Origin of the sequence: Streptomyces sp. NPDC051172 (genome assembly GCF_040682555.1) — a bacterium.
In the GTDB taxonomy this organism is placed as follows: domain Bacteria; phylum Actinomycetota; class Actinomycetes; order Streptomycetales; family Streptomycetaceae; genus Streptomyces.
This window is the reverse complement of the sequence record NZ_JBFBBE010000043.1, coordinates 64,350-79,297: the sequence shown is the minus strand read 5'-3', so window position 1 is coordinate 79,297 and position 14,948 is coordinate 64,350. Positions and strand designations below refer to the sequence as shown.

At 70.2% G+C, this 14,948-nt stretch carries 13 protein-coding genes; 4 read left to right on the top strand and 9 right to left on the bottom strand.

Annotation, left to right across the window (positions count from 1 at the left end):
* Positions 1 to 30: 30 nt before the first annotated feature.
* The 5 genes from AB0N07_RS25485 to AB0N07_RS25465 all read right to left on the bottom strand — a co-directional run bounded on the left by AB0N07_RS25485 (position 31) and on the right by AB0N07_RS25465 (position 7,785).
* The gene (locus AB0N07_RS25485; protein WP_365838771.1) at positions 31 to 3,258 is read right to left on the bottom strand and encodes a S8 family peptidase; all 3,228 of its coding nucleotides are present in this window, start codon (positions 3,256 to 3,258) and stop codon (positions 31 to 33) included.
* A gap of 271 nt (positions 3,259 to 3,529) precedes the next feature.
* A complete protein-coding gene (locus AB0N07_RS25480; RefSeq protein ID WP_365838759.1) occupies positions 3,530 to 4,213 on the bottom strand; it encodes an ABC transporter ATP-binding protein in 684 nt (227 codons plus the stop codon).
* A 187-nt stretch (positions 4,214 to 4,400) separates the two neighbouring features.
* Positions 4,401 to 5,858, bottom strand: a complete 1,458-nt coding sequence (locus tag AB0N07_RS25475) for an ABC transporter permease (protein WP_365838757.1) — start codon at positions 5,856 to 5,858, stop codon at positions 4,401 to 4,403.
* A gap of 136 nt (positions 5,859 to 5,994) precedes the next feature.
* Complete coding sequence (locus tag AB0N07_RS25470; protein ID WP_365838755.1) at positions 5,995 to 7,266, bottom strand: Ig-like domain-containing protein; 1,272 nt, start codon at positions 7,264 to 7,266, stop codon at positions 5,995 to 5,997.
* 165 nt (positions 7,267 to 7,431) lie between these two features.
* Positions 7,432 to 7,785, bottom strand: coding sequence for a hypothetical protein (locus AB0N07_RS25465; protein ID WP_365838753.1), 354 nt, complete (start codon positions 7,783 to 7,785; stop codon positions 7,432 to 7,434).
* A gap of 109 nt (positions 7,786 to 7,894) precedes the next feature.
* Between AB0N07_RS25465 and AB0N07_RS25460 the strand changes: the two genes are divergently transcribed.
* From AB0N07_RS25460 to AB0N07_RS25450, 3 genes are all read left to right on the top strand, one after another.
* On the top strand, positions 7,895 to 8,209 hold the full coding sequence (locus AB0N07_RS25460; RefSeq protein ID WP_365838751.1) for an LAETG motif-containing sortase-dependent surface protein: 315 nt from the start codon (positions 7,895 to 7,897) through the stop codon (positions 8,207 to 8,209).
* Between the two features lie 42 nt (positions 8,210 to 8,251).
* Positions 8,252 to 8,554 carry a hypothetical protein gene (locus tag AB0N07_RS25455; RefSeq protein WP_365838749.1) on the top strand — a complete coding sequence of 101 codons (303 nt, stop codon included), beginning with the start codon at positions 8,252 to 8,254 and terminating at the stop codon, positions 8,552 to 8,554.
* A gap of 81 nt (positions 8,555 to 8,635) precedes the next feature.
* Positions 8,636 to 9,100, top strand: a complete 465-nt coding sequence (locus AB0N07_RS25450) for a hypothetical protein (protein ID WP_365838747.1) — start codon at positions 8,636 to 8,638, stop codon at positions 9,098 to 9,100.
* A 57-nt stretch (positions 9,101 to 9,157) separates the two neighbouring features.
* On the opposite strand, the gene hutH is transcribed toward AB0N07_RS25450, so the two are convergent.
* The 3 genes from hutH to AB0N07_RS25435 form a co-directional block, all read right to left on the bottom strand.
* A complete protein-coding gene (hutH, locus tag AB0N07_RS25445) occupies positions 9,158 to 10,696 on the bottom strand; it encodes a histidine ammonia-lyase (RefSeq protein ID WP_365838769.1) in 1,539 nt (512 codons plus the stop codon).
* A gap of 196 nt (positions 10,697 to 10,892) precedes the next feature.
* Positions 10,893 to 12,041 carry a GGDEF domain-containing protein gene (locus tag AB0N07_RS25440; protein ID WP_365838746.1) on the bottom strand — a complete coding sequence of 383 codons (1,149 nt, stop codon included), beginning with the start codon at positions 12,039 to 12,041 and terminating at the stop codon, positions 10,893 to 10,895.
* Between the two features lie 130 nt (positions 12,042 to 12,171).
* Entirely contained in the window at positions 12,172 to 12,990 is an 819-nt protein-coding gene (locus tag AB0N07_RS25435; RefSeq protein WP_365838745.1) for an enoyl-CoA hydratase-related protein, read from the bottom strand.
* A 175-nt stretch (positions 12,991 to 13,165) separates the two neighbouring features.
* On the opposite strand from AB0N07_RS25435, the gene AB0N07_RS25430 reads away from it, so the two are divergent.
* A complete protein-coding gene (locus AB0N07_RS25430) occupies positions 13,166 to 13,714 on the top strand; it encodes a hypothetical protein (RefSeq protein ID WP_365838744.1) in 549 nt (182 codons plus the stop codon).
* Between the two features lie 107 nt (positions 13,715 to 13,821).
* Here the strand turns inward: AB0N07_RS25430 and AB0N07_RS25425 are convergent, their stop codons facing one another.
* Entirely contained in the window at positions 13,822 to 14,928 is a 1,107-nt protein-coding gene (locus tag AB0N07_RS25425) for an adenylate/guanylate cyclase domain-containing protein (protein ID WP_365838742.1), read from the bottom strand.
* Positions 14,929 to 14,948: the final 20 nt, after the last annotated feature.

Sequence of the window (14,948 nt, the reverse complement as noted above, 5' to 3'; positions counted from 1 at the left end):
GGATTGCTCAGCGCTCAGCGAACCTGCGGCTCACTTGGCGTAGTACGCGTTGTAGATCGAGATCGTCGACCTGTTGTTCTGCTTGTCGGTGATCTTGGCGTGGAAGGAGATGGCCTTCCCCTTCTCCGGGTTCTTCACCTTGATCTTTCCGCCCACGACATCGAGCTTCGTCCAGGTCCGGCCGTAGTCGTACGACACGTACACCGACAGCGACTTGAGGTTGCCGCCCTTGGCGGCGCCCTCGACGGTGACCGGGATCGTGACCGTCTTGCCGGCCTCCACCTTGTTGTCCAGGCCGGTGGCCGCGTTGAAGCGGACCGTGGACGCGGGCAGGGTGGCCACGTCGGACGTCTTCTTCGAGCGGAACGTCCAGCTCGCGTCGATGCGGGTCGAGGCCTCGGCGACCAGGACGCTGCGCTTCACGGACGTCGTCAGCTTGTACTCGGCCTCGCCGGACGGGACCTTGAACTCCTTGTTTCCGAAGAGCGGGTCGTCGTTGGAGCCGACCTTGGTGCCGTTGCGGTAGAGGGTCGTGGCGACCGCGGTGAGGTCCGAGGAGCCGGCGTGCCCCGCCCCGTCGGTGAACAGCGGCAGGGAGCCGTAGATGCTGTTGCCCTCGCGGAAGAGCCCGAAGTCCTTGTTCAGATGCGGGCCGAAGACCGCCGTGTTGAAGGTCTTCGTGTACTTCCGGCCCGCCTTGAAGGTCTGCGGGTTGCCGAGCGTGGCGGACGCCTCCGGGATCGGGATGCCGTTCGCGTCATGGCCCTTGATCTGAAGGAAGTCCCACGTCCACTGGATCTTGTCGGAGGTCGACAGATACAGCGTGCGTGCTCCCGGCAGCTTCTGCTCGATGCCGCCCGCGAAGACGGCGTTCTCGGGGAAGAACCCGATGGGCTGCAGGACACCCGTCTTGCCGGGGGCTCCCGAACCGAGGTTGTTCTTCACCGTGGCGAGCTCGCCCGCCTTGAAGTGGCGGACCTTGTCGCCCTGGATCTTCTTGACCTCGGCGGTGGTGGCCACGTCGTACTCGGCGTCGTCGCCCTTGGTCCACTGGCCGTTCCAGGTCTGGTGCAGGCCCGGGACCTCGCCGCCGAGCGGAGCCATGCGTATGTCGGCGAAGGACTTCGCGTCGAAGCCGAGGCCGCCCGCGGGGCCGTAGTCGTAGCTGATCTTCGCGAGCTGCGGCTTGGCCCCCGCGTCCGGCACCGTGATGTCGGCCGCCTTCGTCCTACGGGCGTCGATCGTCACCGTGGTGTTCCTGATGACGCTCAGCTTCGGCTGGACCAGCCAGTCGAGGCCCCCCTCGAAGTTCACGAAGTCCTTCGCGATCCAGGCGTCCAGCAGGTAGTCGCCCTTGGGCAGGCGCATCGTGGTCGTACCGGAGTCCGAGACGGTCACCGGGTAGCTGCGGCCCTGAGCCAGGCCCGTGTAGCCGGTCAGGAGGTCGTTGTAGTTCCCGGTCGACTGCCCGTCACCTCCGATGTGCTTGAACGTCACGCTGTACGACTGGATCTCGCGCTGCACACCGGCCGCGGTCCGCACGGTCTGGCCGCCGCCCGTCGCCGTCACGTACGCCGAGTACGCGCCGTCCAGCGTGCCGCCCAGCTTGGTGTTGACCGTCAGGTTGACGGAGGCCTTGCCGCCCGCCGGGACGGTCAGCTTCGTCGCGCCGAGCTTGAAGAAGCCCGCAGGGGCCGCCTGTCCCTTGGGGTTCGTGGCAGCGGCGGACAGGTTGAGCGTGACGTCCTTGGTACCGAGGTTGCGGTACGTCAGCTGCTTGGTGACCGGCTTGTCGTCGGTGTGCGGCCACTGCTGCACACCGAAGCTCACCGACGCCGGGTCGGCGATCACCGTCTGCTTGATGGCCCTGTCGACGGCGATACGGCCCGCGCCCTGCTGGAACGCCGAGTACTTGCCGCCCTTCGCGGAGCCGGTCAGCGCACCCTTGAGCTCCGAGAACTTCCAGTCCGGGTGCTCCTGCTTCAGGATCGCCGCCGCGCCCGCCACATGCGGGGTCGCCATCGAGGTACCCGAAAGGGTCAGATAGCCGGGCGGGTTCTCGCCGACCTCCTGGTCGATGACGCTGCCCTTGGCCGCGGCCGCCGTGATGTCCACGCCGGGCGCGGTGACGTCCGGCTTGATGGCGCCGTCGACGGTCGGGCCGGTCGAGGAGAAGTCGGCCAGTTTGTCGTTGCCGTCGACCGCGCCGACGGTGAGGGCGTCCTCGGCGCTGCCGGGCGAACCGACCGACTCGGGGCCGGAGTTGCCCGCGGCGATCGCGAAGAGGATGCCCTTCTGCTCGGACAGCTTGTTGACCTCGGCCTCGAGCGGGTCGATGCCGGGCGCGTCCTGGCCGCCGAGGCTCAGGTTCACGACGTCGGCGCCCTGCTCGGCGGCCCACTCCATGCCGGCGAGGATGCCGGAGTCGTCACCCGCGCCGGTGTCGTCGAGGACCTTGCCGTTGAGGATCTTCGCGCCGGGCGCGACACCCTTGTACTTGCCGCCCGACTTGGCGCCGGTGCCCGCCGCGATCGACGCGACGTGCGTGCCGTGACCGAAGTGGTCGGTGGCGTCGGCGGCGGTGGAGAAGTTCTTGGACTCGATGACCTGGGTCGCCAGGTCCGGGTGGGTCGCGTCGACACCGGTGTCCAGTACGGCGATCTTGACGCCCTTGCCGTCGTAGCCGGCGGCCCATGCCTTCGGTGCGCCGATCTGCGGGACGGACTTGTCGAGGCCGGCCGTGCGGGTGCCGTCGAGCCAGACGTGCGCGATGCCCGAGGCGGCCCTGCCGCCGTTGGTGACGGCGTCCCAGAGTTCGGGAGTTTCCTTCTGCGGGGTCTGAACGGCGTCCGCATTCAGGGACTTGAGGGTCCTGCGGAGGGTGCCCGCGTCACGGACGTCGGCCTTCGCGGCGGTCGCCGCGCCCTGGTAGCCGACGATGACCTTCAGGCCCTTGGCCTGGGACTTGCGGGTCGCGGACTTGTTGAGCTCGGTGATGTCGAACAGCCGCTGGTCCAGCTTGCCGGTGGCGACCAGCCGGGCCGCGTCCGCCGGTACGACGAGCGTGTGCCCGCCGGCCTTGCGGAACTGGACGGGTATGTGATCGCGCCCCTTCGCCCGCTCCAGGCCGACGACCCGGCCCTTGGAGTCGACGACCACGCGGTCGCCGGTGATCAGGGTGATGCGGTGCTTGGACGTGAGCTGAGTCTGCGGAGCAGCCGTCGACTGCTCCGGCTTCGCGGACGCCGGACTGGTCATGCCCGCCGCAAGCGCCACGGCGGCCCCCGTGGCAACCGTGGCCGCGCACGCTCTTTTCACTTGTCTGCGCAAGTCTCCCCCTGGAGATGAAGTACCGGGCGTTTTCCCCTGTCACCCGGCCGGGGGCAGTCCCGCACACATGAACGCGTACGCCCCCCGGGATACGCAGTATGCCGGGGGGTGATCAGGCAGCTCAACAGTTGAGAGGAAGGTAAGAGGCGGCCCTGGGGACTGTTGCGCGCGGTCCCGAAGCCGTTGTCTTTCCGCGCAGTTACGCGCCCGCGTTCTCCTTGACGGTGAGCTTGCCCTTGCGGATCGTCGCCAGCCGTGGGGCCTTCTTCGCGATCGCGGAGTCGTGGGTGACCATGATGAAGGTCAAGCCGAGCTCCTTCCACATGCGCACCAGCACCTCCATGATCTCGTCGCGCATCGACTCGTCGAGATTTCCGGTGGGTTCGTCGGCGAGCAGCACCTTCGGCTGCTTGACGAGTGCTCTGGCTATGGCGACGCGCTGCTGCTGTCCTCCGGACATCTCGCCGGGCAGGTGTCCCAGCCGCTCGCCGAGACCGACCGAGGTCAGCGCCTCGGCGGCCCGCTCGCGCCGCTCCTTCACCTTCACCCCGAGGGGTACGAGGGCGGTCTCGACGTTCTCCTGGGCGGTGAGGGTGGGGATGAGGTTGAAGGACTGGAAGACGAAGCCGATGTTCTCGCTGCGGACGGTTGTGAGCTTGGCCTCGGAGAGCCCGGCCAGGTCGGTGCCGTCCAGGACGACTTCACCGGAGGTGGGGCGGTCGAGACCGCCGAGCATCTGGAGGAGGGTGGACTTGCCGCCGCCGGTGGGGCCCTGGATGACCAGGCGGTCGCCGTCGGCGATGGAGAGGTCGACTCCGTCGAGGGCGTGGACGGTGTTCTTGCCTCGGGTGTAGCGCTTGGTGAGGTTTCTGAGCTCGTACATGAGGTGACTCCTGGGTGGGGTTCGGGGGTGGTGCGTGTCGTTGTCGGCTGCGGGTGGGTGGGGGCTGATCGCGCAGTTCCCCGCGCCCCCAAAAAGCCGCCCCAGCTGCGGGCAGTCGTGCCGCTGGGGCGGCACGGGTGGGCGCAGCGGCGAGCGAAGCCCACCCCCGAGCCTCAGCCGGCATCAGCTACTCGACGCGCCTCAGCGCATCCGCCGGACGGAGTCGCGAGGCCCGCCAGCCGCCAAAGGCGCCGGCGATCAGACCGCCGGCCACCGCAAGAACCACCGCCAGCACGATCGTCGTCACGCTCACCGGCGCCGTCAGCGCAACCTCCAGCGTCTTCGCCGCCTGCCGCCCGGGCCCACCGAAGCCGCCCCCGGGGCCACCGAACCCTCCCGTGCCGCCGCCCCCCAACTGCGCCTGCAGCGTGGGGCTGACGCTGGTCACGGCGTATGCCCCCGCAAGCCCCAGCCCGATCCCCAGCGCCCCGCCCAACAGCCCGTTGACCATGGCTTCGCCGACGACCTGCCGGGTCACCCGGCCCGACTTCCACCCCAGAGCCTTCAGCGTGCCGAACTCCCGCACCCGCCGTGAAACGGCAGAGGACGTCAACAGCCCCGCCACCAGGAACGCAGCCGCCAGCACGGCGATCGACAGCCACTTGCCGACATTCGTGGCCAGGGACGACGCCGTGGACAGCGACCCGGACACCGTCTTCGCAAGGTCGGTCGACGTGGTGACCGTCGTACCCGAGACGTTCTTCTGGATGGCCGACTTGACCGAGTCGATCTGCTGGGAGTCGGTCGCCTTGACGTAGACCGTGGTGATCTTGTTCTTCTCGCCGGCCAGCGCCTGCGCCTGCTGCAGCGGGATGTACAGGTTGGCCGCCGCGTCACCGCTGTCCGCAGTCGCGATGCCGATCACCGTGAACTTGACGCTCTTGATGGTGACGGTCGAACCGACCTTGTACTTCTTCTCCTTGGCGTAGGCGGAGTCCGCCACGACGACCTCGGCGTTCGTCTCGGTCGTCCTGAAGGTACGGCCGCTGGTGATCTTCGACGAGGTCAGCGGGCCGAGCGCCGTCTTCGTGACGTCGGTGCCGTACACCGTGTACTGGTTGATGTCGAAGTCGGCGCCGCCGCCCCGCACCTCGCCCTGGGGCTGCCCGGCGCCGCCGCCCGCGCCGCGGCTGCCCCGGCCGCCCGCCGAGTTCTGGTTCTGCTGGAACTGCCCGCGGGTGAACTGGCCGTTGACCTTCACCACGTTGAGGCTGAGCCCGCCCACCGCGGACGAGACGCCCTTCTGGTGCCCGACCTCGGTGACGGTCGAGGCGGCCAGGGTCGTGAAGCCCTGCACCATGACCCGGTCGCTGCTCTGCGTCGAGTCGTCGCCGTTGCCCCGCGCGTCGAACTGGAAGCGCGGACGCCGGGAGTTGCTCGCCGTCGGCGTCGCCGCCTTGGTGACCGTCATGTCCGTGCCCAGCCCGTACAGCGACTGGAGGACCTTGTCCTGCGCCTTGCCCATGCCGGACGACACGGAGCTGACCACGATGACGAGCGCTATGCCGAGGGCAAGACCGGAGGCGACGACGAGGGCCGCCTTTCTGCGGCGGCGCAGTTCGCGCCTCAGGTAGGTGAAGAACATGCGCCGCAAGCTAGGGACGCCCCGTGATGACTCGATAAGGCCCTGATAAGAGATGCATGAGAAGGCCGTACAGGGGCCGGGGAACACCGATGCCGCCCCTGGGGGCGGCATCGGGAAGCTGTGAACCGACAGTGGGTCAGACGGCCGAACCGGCCTTCCAGTCCGCCCAGCTCAGGTTCCAGCCGTTGAGGCCGTTGTCCGGCTGGACGGTCTTGTCGCCGGTGTTGGAGACGACCACGACGTCACCGACGATCGAGTGGCTGTACATCCAGTAGCCCGGCGTGCTGGTGTCGTTGGCGCCCTTGGTGTCGGACAGGCCCACGCAGCCGTGGCTGGTGTTCACCGAGCCGAAGATGGACTTCGCGCCCCAGTAGTTGCCGTGCAGGAAGGTGCCGGAGTTGGTGAGGCGGATGGCGTGCGGCACGTCCTTGATGTCGTACTCGGCCTTGCCGTCGTTGTCCGTGAAGCCGACGGTCGTGCCGTTCATACGCGTCTGCTTGTACTTCTCGGACATCACCATGATGCCGTTGTACGTCGTGTGCTCCGGCGAACCGGCCGAGATCGGGATGGTCTTGATGACCTTGCCGTCCTGCGTGACCTTCATCTGCTTGGTCTTGGCGTCGACGTACGAGACCTGGTTGCGGCCGATGTGGAAGGTGACCGTCTTCTGCTGCACACCGTAGACACCGGAGGCACCCTGGACACCGTCGAGCGCGAGCTTCAGCGTGACGGTGGAGTTCTCCTTCCAGTAGTTCTCGGGGCGGAAGTCGAGGCGGTTGGCGCCGAACCAGTGTCCGACGACCTCCTGGCCGCTGCTGGAGGAGACCGTGATGCCCTTCTGGACCGCGGCCTTGTTGGTGATCGCCTTGTCGAAGTTGATCGACACCGGCATGCCCACGCCGACGGTGCTGCCGTCGTCCGGCGTGAAGGTGCCTATGAAGCTGTTGGCCGGGGCGACCGTGGTGAACGAGGCGTTCTCGTGCGCGATGCGACCGGCGGAGTCCTTCGCCACCGCCGCGACCTTGTAGGTGGTCGAGCGCTCCAGCTGGGCGTTCGGCTTCCAGCTGGTCTTGTCGGCGGAGAGCGATCCGGCGACGGCGGTGCCGCTCTCGGTCGTCATGGTCACGCTCGTGAGCGTGCCCTTGCTGACGGTGACGGCCGCGGAGTTGTTGATGGAGGCGTTGTCGGAGCCGTCCTTCGGCGTGATCTTGATGTCGGCCTCGGACGCCTTCTGGGCCGCCGCCTCGTCGGCCTTGGCCTGCGAGGTGTCCTTGCCCTTGCTGCCGGAGGCGTCGCCGCCGCCACCGCCGCCGGAACAGGCCGAGAGCACCAGAACCCCGCCGAGCAGTGCGGACGCGACCGTCAGGCCCCTGCGCCGCTTACTGTTCGTCATCACACGCTTCTCCATTGTTGCCGTATCCCCAAAAAGCCCCGAGAGTCCCCGTCAACGAACTTCAACGCTACGGCCGGTACGTCCCGTTCCACATATCCCGTAGGTGTGGGGCACGCCACCTCGGAGACGAAGAAACCCCGGACGGCGATTGCCACCCGGGGTCACGTTTTCCCAAGCCGCTCAGGAGACGCCGTCGGCCCCCTCGTCTTCGTCGTCTTCGTCCACATCATCCTCGTCCAGGTCCCAATCCGGCGAATCGGGGTCGTAGTCGATGGGCTCGCTCGACCAGGAGGCCTGCGCGAGGTCGACCCCCGGCACCCCGCTCACCAGGTCGAACGGGTCGACGAGAGAAGCCAGAGCCTCCGCCGTGTCTTCCGTCACAGCATCCTCGGCGTGCGCCCGCTCGTCGGCCGGCATGTCGGTGTCGGCGGCGAGACGTCGCAGCGCCGCCTTGGTCAGTTCGCCGGGGTCCTGGATTTCGAGGACGAGTTCCACTCGAAGGCGGACAAAACGTGATGTCTCTTCATTGTTCATGCCCGGAGCGTAAGGCCCGGGGCTCCCGTGACTTTCCTGTGACCCGCGCCTTTCACTAACATCGCCCCACACGGCCAATTCGCCAGCGCCACAAGGGGATCGATATTCCGTGTCATCCGCTCGACGTCCGTTGCTGACCGCCACCGCCGCAGGCACCGTCCTGTGCGCCCTGTGGTTCGTTCCCTCCGCCAAGGCAACCGGGGAAGAACCGGCGAGAACAGCGTCGTCGTCGGCCCCGGCCGCGCAGGTCACAGCGCAGGCGCGGGCCGTCTCGGAGACCACGGACAGCTCCGGCACCCAGACCCAACTCGCCGACACGGGAAGCCCCGACACCACTCCCTACGTCGTCGGCGGCACCGTCTTCCTCGGGATCGGCGCCGGATTCGTGGCGTATTCGATGCGCCGGGAGCGCCTCGGTTTTTGAATTTCCTTGACGCTTACTTGACGTCACCTTCATAGTCCGCGCATGAAGAGATCATCGAGGGTGCGCGCGGGCGCCACGGCTGCCGTGAGCGTGCTGTCGCTCGCCCTCATCACGGGTTGCGGCGGGAGTTCGGACAACTCCAAGGGCTCCGGCTCCAAGGACTCGTCCTCCTCGTCGGCGGCGGCCGCGAAGGCGCTCAGCGCGGCCGAGCTGAAGAAGCTCGTCATCAGCGGGGCGGACCTCGACGGCTACGACGTCAGGTCGGCGGACACCGGCGGCAAGTTGGCCGCGTCCAAGGACCAGGTGAAGGTGGCCGACGCGGTGGGGGTCCCCCCGCTCGAGTGAGTTCGAGGGTGGGGGAGTGCACCGCTCGCCTACGTCCTCACGGGGTTCGCGCCGGGCGACACGAGCGCCTACGTCAACCGGATGGCCACGGAGAAGAGCGACAGGCCCACGCCGACAGGCACCTCGGACAAGGGCCTCGACGCCGCGATGAACGGCCTCCAGGACGTCCTGGAGTCGAAGTTGACGATCGTCTCGCTGTCCTCGTACGACGGCCGGGGCGCCCAGGACACGATGAGGTCCGTGCCGGACGCGGTGAGCGGCTGCGCGAACGGCTTCACGGTCTCCGCCAAGGGCCAGGACACCCAGAAGTTCACGAAGGTCGCCGAGGAGAAGTCCTCCGGCAGCGGTGACGAGTCGGTGGCGTTCGCCGTGACCGGCAAGGCCGACGGCGACACGACGACGGTGCACGGCGAGGTGGTGCGGCACGGCTCCACGGTCGCCACCTACTACTCGATCAGCCTGGCGGCCCTGGCCGGCAAGCAGGACAAGTACCGCGTCCCCGCCGAGATCGTCAAGGCACAGGCGGCCAAGCTCGCCCGGAGCTGACGTGCGGGGAGGGCCGCCGGGGAGAGACGGCGGCGGCCCTCGTACCTACCGGAGCGGTCAGGCGAGCGGTCCCGTCACGCGCTCCACCGCGGCGACCAGATGGCCCTCGCGCACGAACGCGTCCGCGGCGGCCAGGTCGGGCGCGAGGAACCGGTCCGGACCGGGGCCCTGGACCCCCGCCGCACGGGCTGCCGCTATGGCGGCCTGCGAGGCGGGCGCCGGGTCCAGGCCCTCGCGCAGTTCTATCGCGCGGGTGGCGGCGTACAGCTCGATGGCGACCACACGCGTGAGGTTGTCTACGGCCGTACGCAGCTTGCGGGCGGCCGACCAGCCCATGGAGACGTGGTCCTCCTGCATGGCGGAGGAGGGGATCGAGTCCGCGGACGCCGGCACCGCCAGCCGCTTCATCTCGCTGACCAGCGCGGCCTGCGTGTACTGGGCGATCATCAGCCCCGAGTCGACACCCGCGTCGTCGGCCAGGAACGGCGGCAGGCCGTGGCTGCGGTTCTTGTCGAGCAGCCGGTCGGTGCGCCGCTCGGCGATCGACGCCAGGTCCGCGGCGGCGATGGCGAGGAAGTCGAGGACGTACGCCACCGGTGCGCCGTGGAAGTTGCCGTTGGACTCGACGCGCCCGTCGGGCAGGACGATCGGGTTGTCAACGGCCGACGCCAGCTCGCGCTCGGCGACGAGCCGGGCGTGCGCCATGGTGTCCCGTCCGGCGCCGGCGACCTGCGGGGCGCAGCGCACCGAGTAGGCGTCCTGGACGCGCGGCGCGTCGTCCTGGTGGTGCCCGGTGAGCTCCGAACCCTTCAGCACGGCCAGCATGTTGGCGGCGGAGGCACCCTGCCCCGGGTGCGGGCGGACGGCGTGCAGCTCGGGGGCGAGCACCTTGTCCGTCCCGAGCAGCGCCTCAAGGGACAGGGCGGCCGTGATGTCGGCGGACTTGTAGAGGGCTTCCAGGTCGGCGAGGGCCATGACCAGCATGCCGAGCATGCCGTCGGTGCCGTTGAGAAGGGCGAGGCCCTCCTTCTCCCGCAGTTCGACGGGGGCGATCCCGTGCTCTGCAAGGAGCTCACCGGCAGGGCGCACGGCTCCGTCCGGTCCTTCCGCCTCCCCCTCGCCCATGAGCGTGAGGGCGCAGTGGGACAGGGGCGCGAGGTCGCCGGAGCAGCCGAGGGAGCCGTACTCGTGGACGACCGGGGTGATCCCGGCGTTGAGCACGTCGGCCATGGTCTGCGCGACCTCGGGGCGCACGCCCGTGTGCCCCGAGCAGACGGTCTTCAGCCGCAGGAACATCAGGGCCCGTACGACTTCCCGCTCCACCCGCGGCCCGAGGCCGGCGGCGTGCGAGCGGACGATGTTGCGCTGCAGCTGAGCGCGGAGTTCCGGGCTGATGTGCCGGGTCGCCAGGGCGCCGAAGCCGGTGCTGACGCCGTAGACGGGCTCGGGCTTGGCGGCCAGGGCATCCACGATCGCCCGGGCGGCGGCCAGGGCCGCCACCGCCTCCGCGGAGAGCTCGACCCGGGCACCGCCGCGCGCCACGGCAAGAACGTCGGACCCGGTCACCCCGGACGTCCCCACCACCACAGTGTGCATATCCATATTCAGGAGCGTACGCAGTGAAGACGAAGATGTCACTACCGGGTCGCCAGTAGACCCCTTACACCGCCGGTCGGCGAATCTCAGCCCGTCGTGGGGGTCCCCCCGCTCGAGCGAAGCCGAGAGTGGGGGAGTTTGAGGACGAGGCCGTTCAGGCCGATACGGGGGCCCTGGAGGCGGAGCCCCCGGCACGTCACTCCGGCCGCCCCCGGAACCGCCGTCGCTCGGCCGGCACCTGAGGCGAAGGCTCGTCGGCCAGCCGTACGACCGGATCGTCGGGACCCTCCCGCCCCGCCACCACCGGCCCACCCGAGCGGAGCGCCTTCGCCCGGTACTGGGCCGCGTCCGCCAGCCGGAACAACCGCCGGGCCGACCGCACGGGCCCGATGGGGTCCTCAGTGGAAGCGACCCCGCAGGCGACCCCGTCACCGAGCTCCAACTCGGCGGCGCGGCGGCAGAGTTCGTCAGCCGCCTTCACGGCCTCGTCGGCGGGCGGTCCGACGGAGAGCAGACAGAACTCGTCGCCGCCGAGGCGGGCGGCGAGCGTGCCGGGGAGCATCGCGCCGCACAGGGAGAGGACGGAGCCGAAACGCTCCAGGAGGCGGTCGCCGACGGCGTGCCCCTGGGTGTCGTTGACGCGCTTGAGGCCGTTGAGGTCGCAGACGACGAGGCTGACGACCGTGCCGTCGGCGCGGTGCCGCTCAACTGCCTCGTCCAGCTTCGCATCGACGGCACGGCGGTTGGCGAGACCGGTGAGGGCGTCGGTGTAGGCGAGCCGCCTCACCTCCTCCAGCCGCTCGGCCTGCGCGATCCCGGCGGCGACGACGGCGGCCAGAACGGTCGCGAAGTCGGCGTCGCCCCGGTCGAAGACGGGAGCACCGGCAGGGCGGGCCACATAGAGCTCGCCCCACGCGCGCCCGTGCAGCACGATCGGGGCGACGACACAGCACCCGCGGCCCCGGCGGCGCAGGGCGGCGACGCGCTGGTGGAGGTATCCGGGGCGGCCGCCCGCCGCTGGCCCCTGCGCCGTCTCGACCCAGGCGTCGGGCTCGCCGCCGCCGGCCCACCGCTCGTGCAGGAACTCGGTGATCTCGGGGAACTGGTGCACGGGGTAGGACTCGTCCTCCGGGAACTCCTCCTCCCCCTCGGCCCGCTCCCCCACGTTCGCGAGGACCCGCAGCCGGCCGAGCTCCCGCTCCCACACCGACAGGGCGGCGAAGCTCCCGCCGAGCGCACGGCACCCCCCGGCCGCCGCCGCCCGCCACGCCTCGCGCGAGCCGTGGGCCGCGGCCATGCCCTGCGCCAGCGCGACGACCGCTGCGAGCCGTTTGTCCTCACCCATTACTCCAGGTTAGGTAGGTTTTGAGGGTTTCGGGACATTGGTGCGGCGGTGGGGTGACCTGCCGGGGCTCCGCCCCGGACCCCCGTATCGGCCTGAACGGCCTCGCCCTCGAACGCCGGACAGGCCGGCTTCACTCACCCGGCCAATTGGGCCGCCGCTTCTCGTTGAACGCCGCCACCCCCTCCGCCCGGTCCCCCGAGAAGGCCACCGACCGCCATGCCGCGTCCTCGACCTCCAGCCCGGCCCGCAGGTCGAGCCCGTGCCCGAGGCGCAGTGCGCGCTTGGCGGCCCGCAGGCCGACCGGGGAGTTCGCGGCGATGCGTGCGGCCAGATCCAGCGCCGCCTCGCGGTCGCGTCCCTCCTCCACCAGCTCGTCCACGAGCCCCAACTCCCGCGCCTCCGCGGCCTGCAGACGCCGTGCGGTGAAGATGAGCTCGGCCGCCCGCGCGGCCCCCACCCGCCGCGGCAGCAGCTGGGTCCCGCCGCCGCCCGGGATGACGCCCACGGACACCTCCGGCAGCCCCACCACGGCCGTACGGTCGGCCACGATCAGGTCGCACGACAGCGCCAGCTCGAAGCCGCCGCCCAGGGCGAACCCGTGCACCGCCGCGATCGTCGGCACCGGCAGCTCCAGGACCCCGGTGTAGGCGGCCCGCGCGACCGGCCGCTGCCTGAGCAGATCGGCGTCGGTGAAGGAGTTCCGCTCCTTGAGGTCGGCCCCGACACAGAACGCCCGCTCGTGCGTGGACGTCACCACGACCACCCGTACGTCACGGTCCGCGGCGAGTGCCGCGCAGGCCGCGGCGATCGAGCGCGCCATCTCGCTGGACACCGCGTTCATGGCCTTGGGCCGGTCGAGGACGAGTTCCGCGACATGCCCGACGTCCCCGGCACCCCCGTCGTCGTGTCGCCGCACCACCACGAACTCCCCGAACCGCTCCTCGCCCATGACACCCTCCGGTTAACGCGGGTTAACAACCTTCGGCCCGATCATTGCAGGGTTTCGTTGTGCTGTCCCCGTTCGGGTGACATCCCGCCCAACTCCCGCCACACCGCCCACGGGAGCGCATACGGTGCGTCCGCCACGGCGCACAGGGGAGCGCGGGCGCAAAGGGGGAGGGCACATGATGACGGTGACGGTGGAGACATCGATGAGGCGCGGCCGCCATCGCAGGCCCCGCCCCCGCAAACTGCTGTTCGCCGTCAGCGGTCTGGCCCTGGCCGCGGGCGCCCTGAGCCTCGTACGAATGGCACCGGATCCGGGAAGCGCCGGCCTCGGCACCACGGAGGCGGACCCCGGCCAGGACCCGGGCACCGACCAGTCGAGCAAGGCCGTGGCCGCCGTCGAGGCCGCACCCCGGGTGAGCCCGTCGGCGACCTACGCAATGGGCGGGGCGACCACGACCCCGACGGTGCCTTCCACCCTCGTACCGATGCAAACGGCGCCCCCGTCACCGAGCCTGGCGCCCACTCCGGTCACCACAACCATCCCGGTCACACCGAACAGCCCGGCACCCAGGACCACTCACCAGCCGTCGGCGACACAGGCTCCCGCCCCGCACCCGACTCCGACACCCGCCCGGACGACGCCCCCGCCGACCCCTCAGCCGCGCGAGTCCGGCCTGTGCGTACCGGTCATCGGCCTGTGCGTTGACCACCCCGACGCCGGCTGAGGAGCGCCCCAAAGGAGCGCGGGGAACTTAGCGACCAGCCACAACGCACCCGCAGCCGAAAAGAGCCCCCGCGGCGGAGCCGCAATCAGGCTCACCCGGCGGCGTGCTCAACCCCTCCGCGTGAGCAACCACGGCTCCACGACACCAAGCCCCCGCACCGGCCGCTGCCACATCGGCTGCAGAGCAAACCGGTACACCGGAGGCTCCTCCCCCTCCTTCTCCGCCGCGGCAGCCGCCTCGGCCTCGGAGGCCGGTGCCTCGCCGGTGCGGATCAGCTCCTGGGCGAAGTCGGCGTCGACCAGGACGGCGTCGCGCGGGGCTATCGACGTCAGCCGGGAGGCGAGGTTCACCGTCGTACCGAAGACATCGCCCATACGAGTGGTCACCGTGCCGAAGGCGATGCCGACGCGCAGCTCGGGCATCGTCTCGTCGTTCGCCATGGTCTCTATGAGACGCAGCGCGATCTCGGCGGCGATCCCGGCGTCGTCGGCCGCGTAGAGCACCTCGTCGCCCAGCGTCTTGACGAGCCGGCCGCCGTGCGCGGCGACCAGGTCGGCGGCGGTGGTCTCGAAGGCCTCGACGAGCTCGCCGAGTTCCTCCTCCTCCATCCGGCGGGTCAGCCGGGTGAAGCCGACCAGGTCCGCGAAGCCGACGGCCAGGCGCCGGTCGACCATCTCCTCGTCGTCGGCGGCCTGCACGACCCGCCCGGCGGAGGCGGCGAGCTGGCGCCGCCAGACGTAGACGAGGAACTCCTCCAGCTCGGGCAGGAGCAGTTCGACGATCGGGTACGTGACCTCGGTGCGCGTCATCCCGGGTTCCGGGGGCTCGGTGAGACCTTCCAGGAAGGAGTCGATCTGCCACTCCGCCAGCCGGGCCGTGGTCTGCCCGGTGGACCGGGCCACCTGCACGGCCATCGCCTCGCTCAGCAGCCCCGCCTCGACGAGACCGGACAGCCGGCGCAGCGCGAGTACGTCGGCCTCGGTGAGCGCCTTGGCCTGCCCGATGTCGGCGAAGCCCATGGCCCGCCAGAAGCGGGTGGCCAGCTCCACCGAGACGCCCGCGCTGCGGGCCGCCTGAAAGGGGGTGTAGCGCCGCTCCGCGCCGAGGATCAGGTGCTCGAGACGCAGGGCGAGCGGGTCCTCGCCGGGATCGGCGGCGTGGGGGTCCACCCGGCCGTCCGCGCCCGTGCCGGAGCCCGTGTCGTCGACGGTCACGCCTGCTGCCCTTCCGATCT

What these genes read in the sequence shown, in the direction of transcription:
- AB0N07_RS25485 (WP_365838771.1), bottom strand. Translation starts at nt 3,258, where the DNA reads ATGACCAGTCCGGCGTCCGCGAAGCCGGAGCAGTCGACGGCTGCTCCG.
- AB0N07_RS25480 (WP_365838759.1), bottom strand. Translation starts at nt 4,213, where the DNA reads ATGTACGAGCTCAGAAACCTCACCAAGCGCTACACCCGAGGCAAGAAC.
- AB0N07_RS25475 (WP_365838757.1), bottom strand. Translation starts at nt 5,858, where the DNA reads ATGTTCTTCACCTACCTGAGGCGCGAACTGCGCCGCCGCAGAAAGGCG.
- AB0N07_RS25470 (WP_365838755.1), bottom strand. Translation starts at nt 7,266, where the DNA reads ATGGAGAAGCGTGTGATGACGAACAGTAAGCGGCGCAGGGGCCTGACG.
- AB0N07_RS25465 (WP_365838753.1), bottom strand. Translation starts at nt 7,785, where the DNA reads ATGAACAATGAAGAGACATCACGTTTTGTCCGCCTTCGAGTGGAACTC.
- AB0N07_RS25455 (WP_365838749.1), top strand. Translation starts at nt 8,252, where the DNA reads ATGAAGAGATCATCGAGGGTGCGCGCGGGCGCCACGGCTGCCGTGAGC.
- AB0N07_RS25450 (WP_365838747.1), top strand. Translation starts at nt 8,636, where the DNA reads ATGGCCACGGAGAAGAGCGACAGGCCCACGCCGACAGGCACCTCGGAC.
- hutH (WP_365838769.1), bottom strand. Translation starts at nt 10,696, where the DNA reads ATGCACACTGTGGTGGTGGGGACGTCCGGGGTGACCGGGTCCGACGTT.
- AB0N07_RS25440 (WP_365838746.1), bottom strand. Translation starts at nt 12,041, where the DNA reads ATGGGTGAGGACAAACGGCTCGCAGCGGTCGTCGCGCTGGCGCAGGGC.
- AB0N07_RS25435 (WP_365838745.1), bottom strand. Translation starts at nt 12,990, where the DNA reads ATGGGCGAGGAGCGGTTCGGGGAGTTCGTGGTGGTGCGGCGACACGAC.
- AB0N07_RS25430 (WP_365838744.1), top strand. Translation starts at nt 13,166, where the DNA reads ATGATGACGGTGACGGTGGAGACATCGATGAGGCGCGGCCGCCATCGC.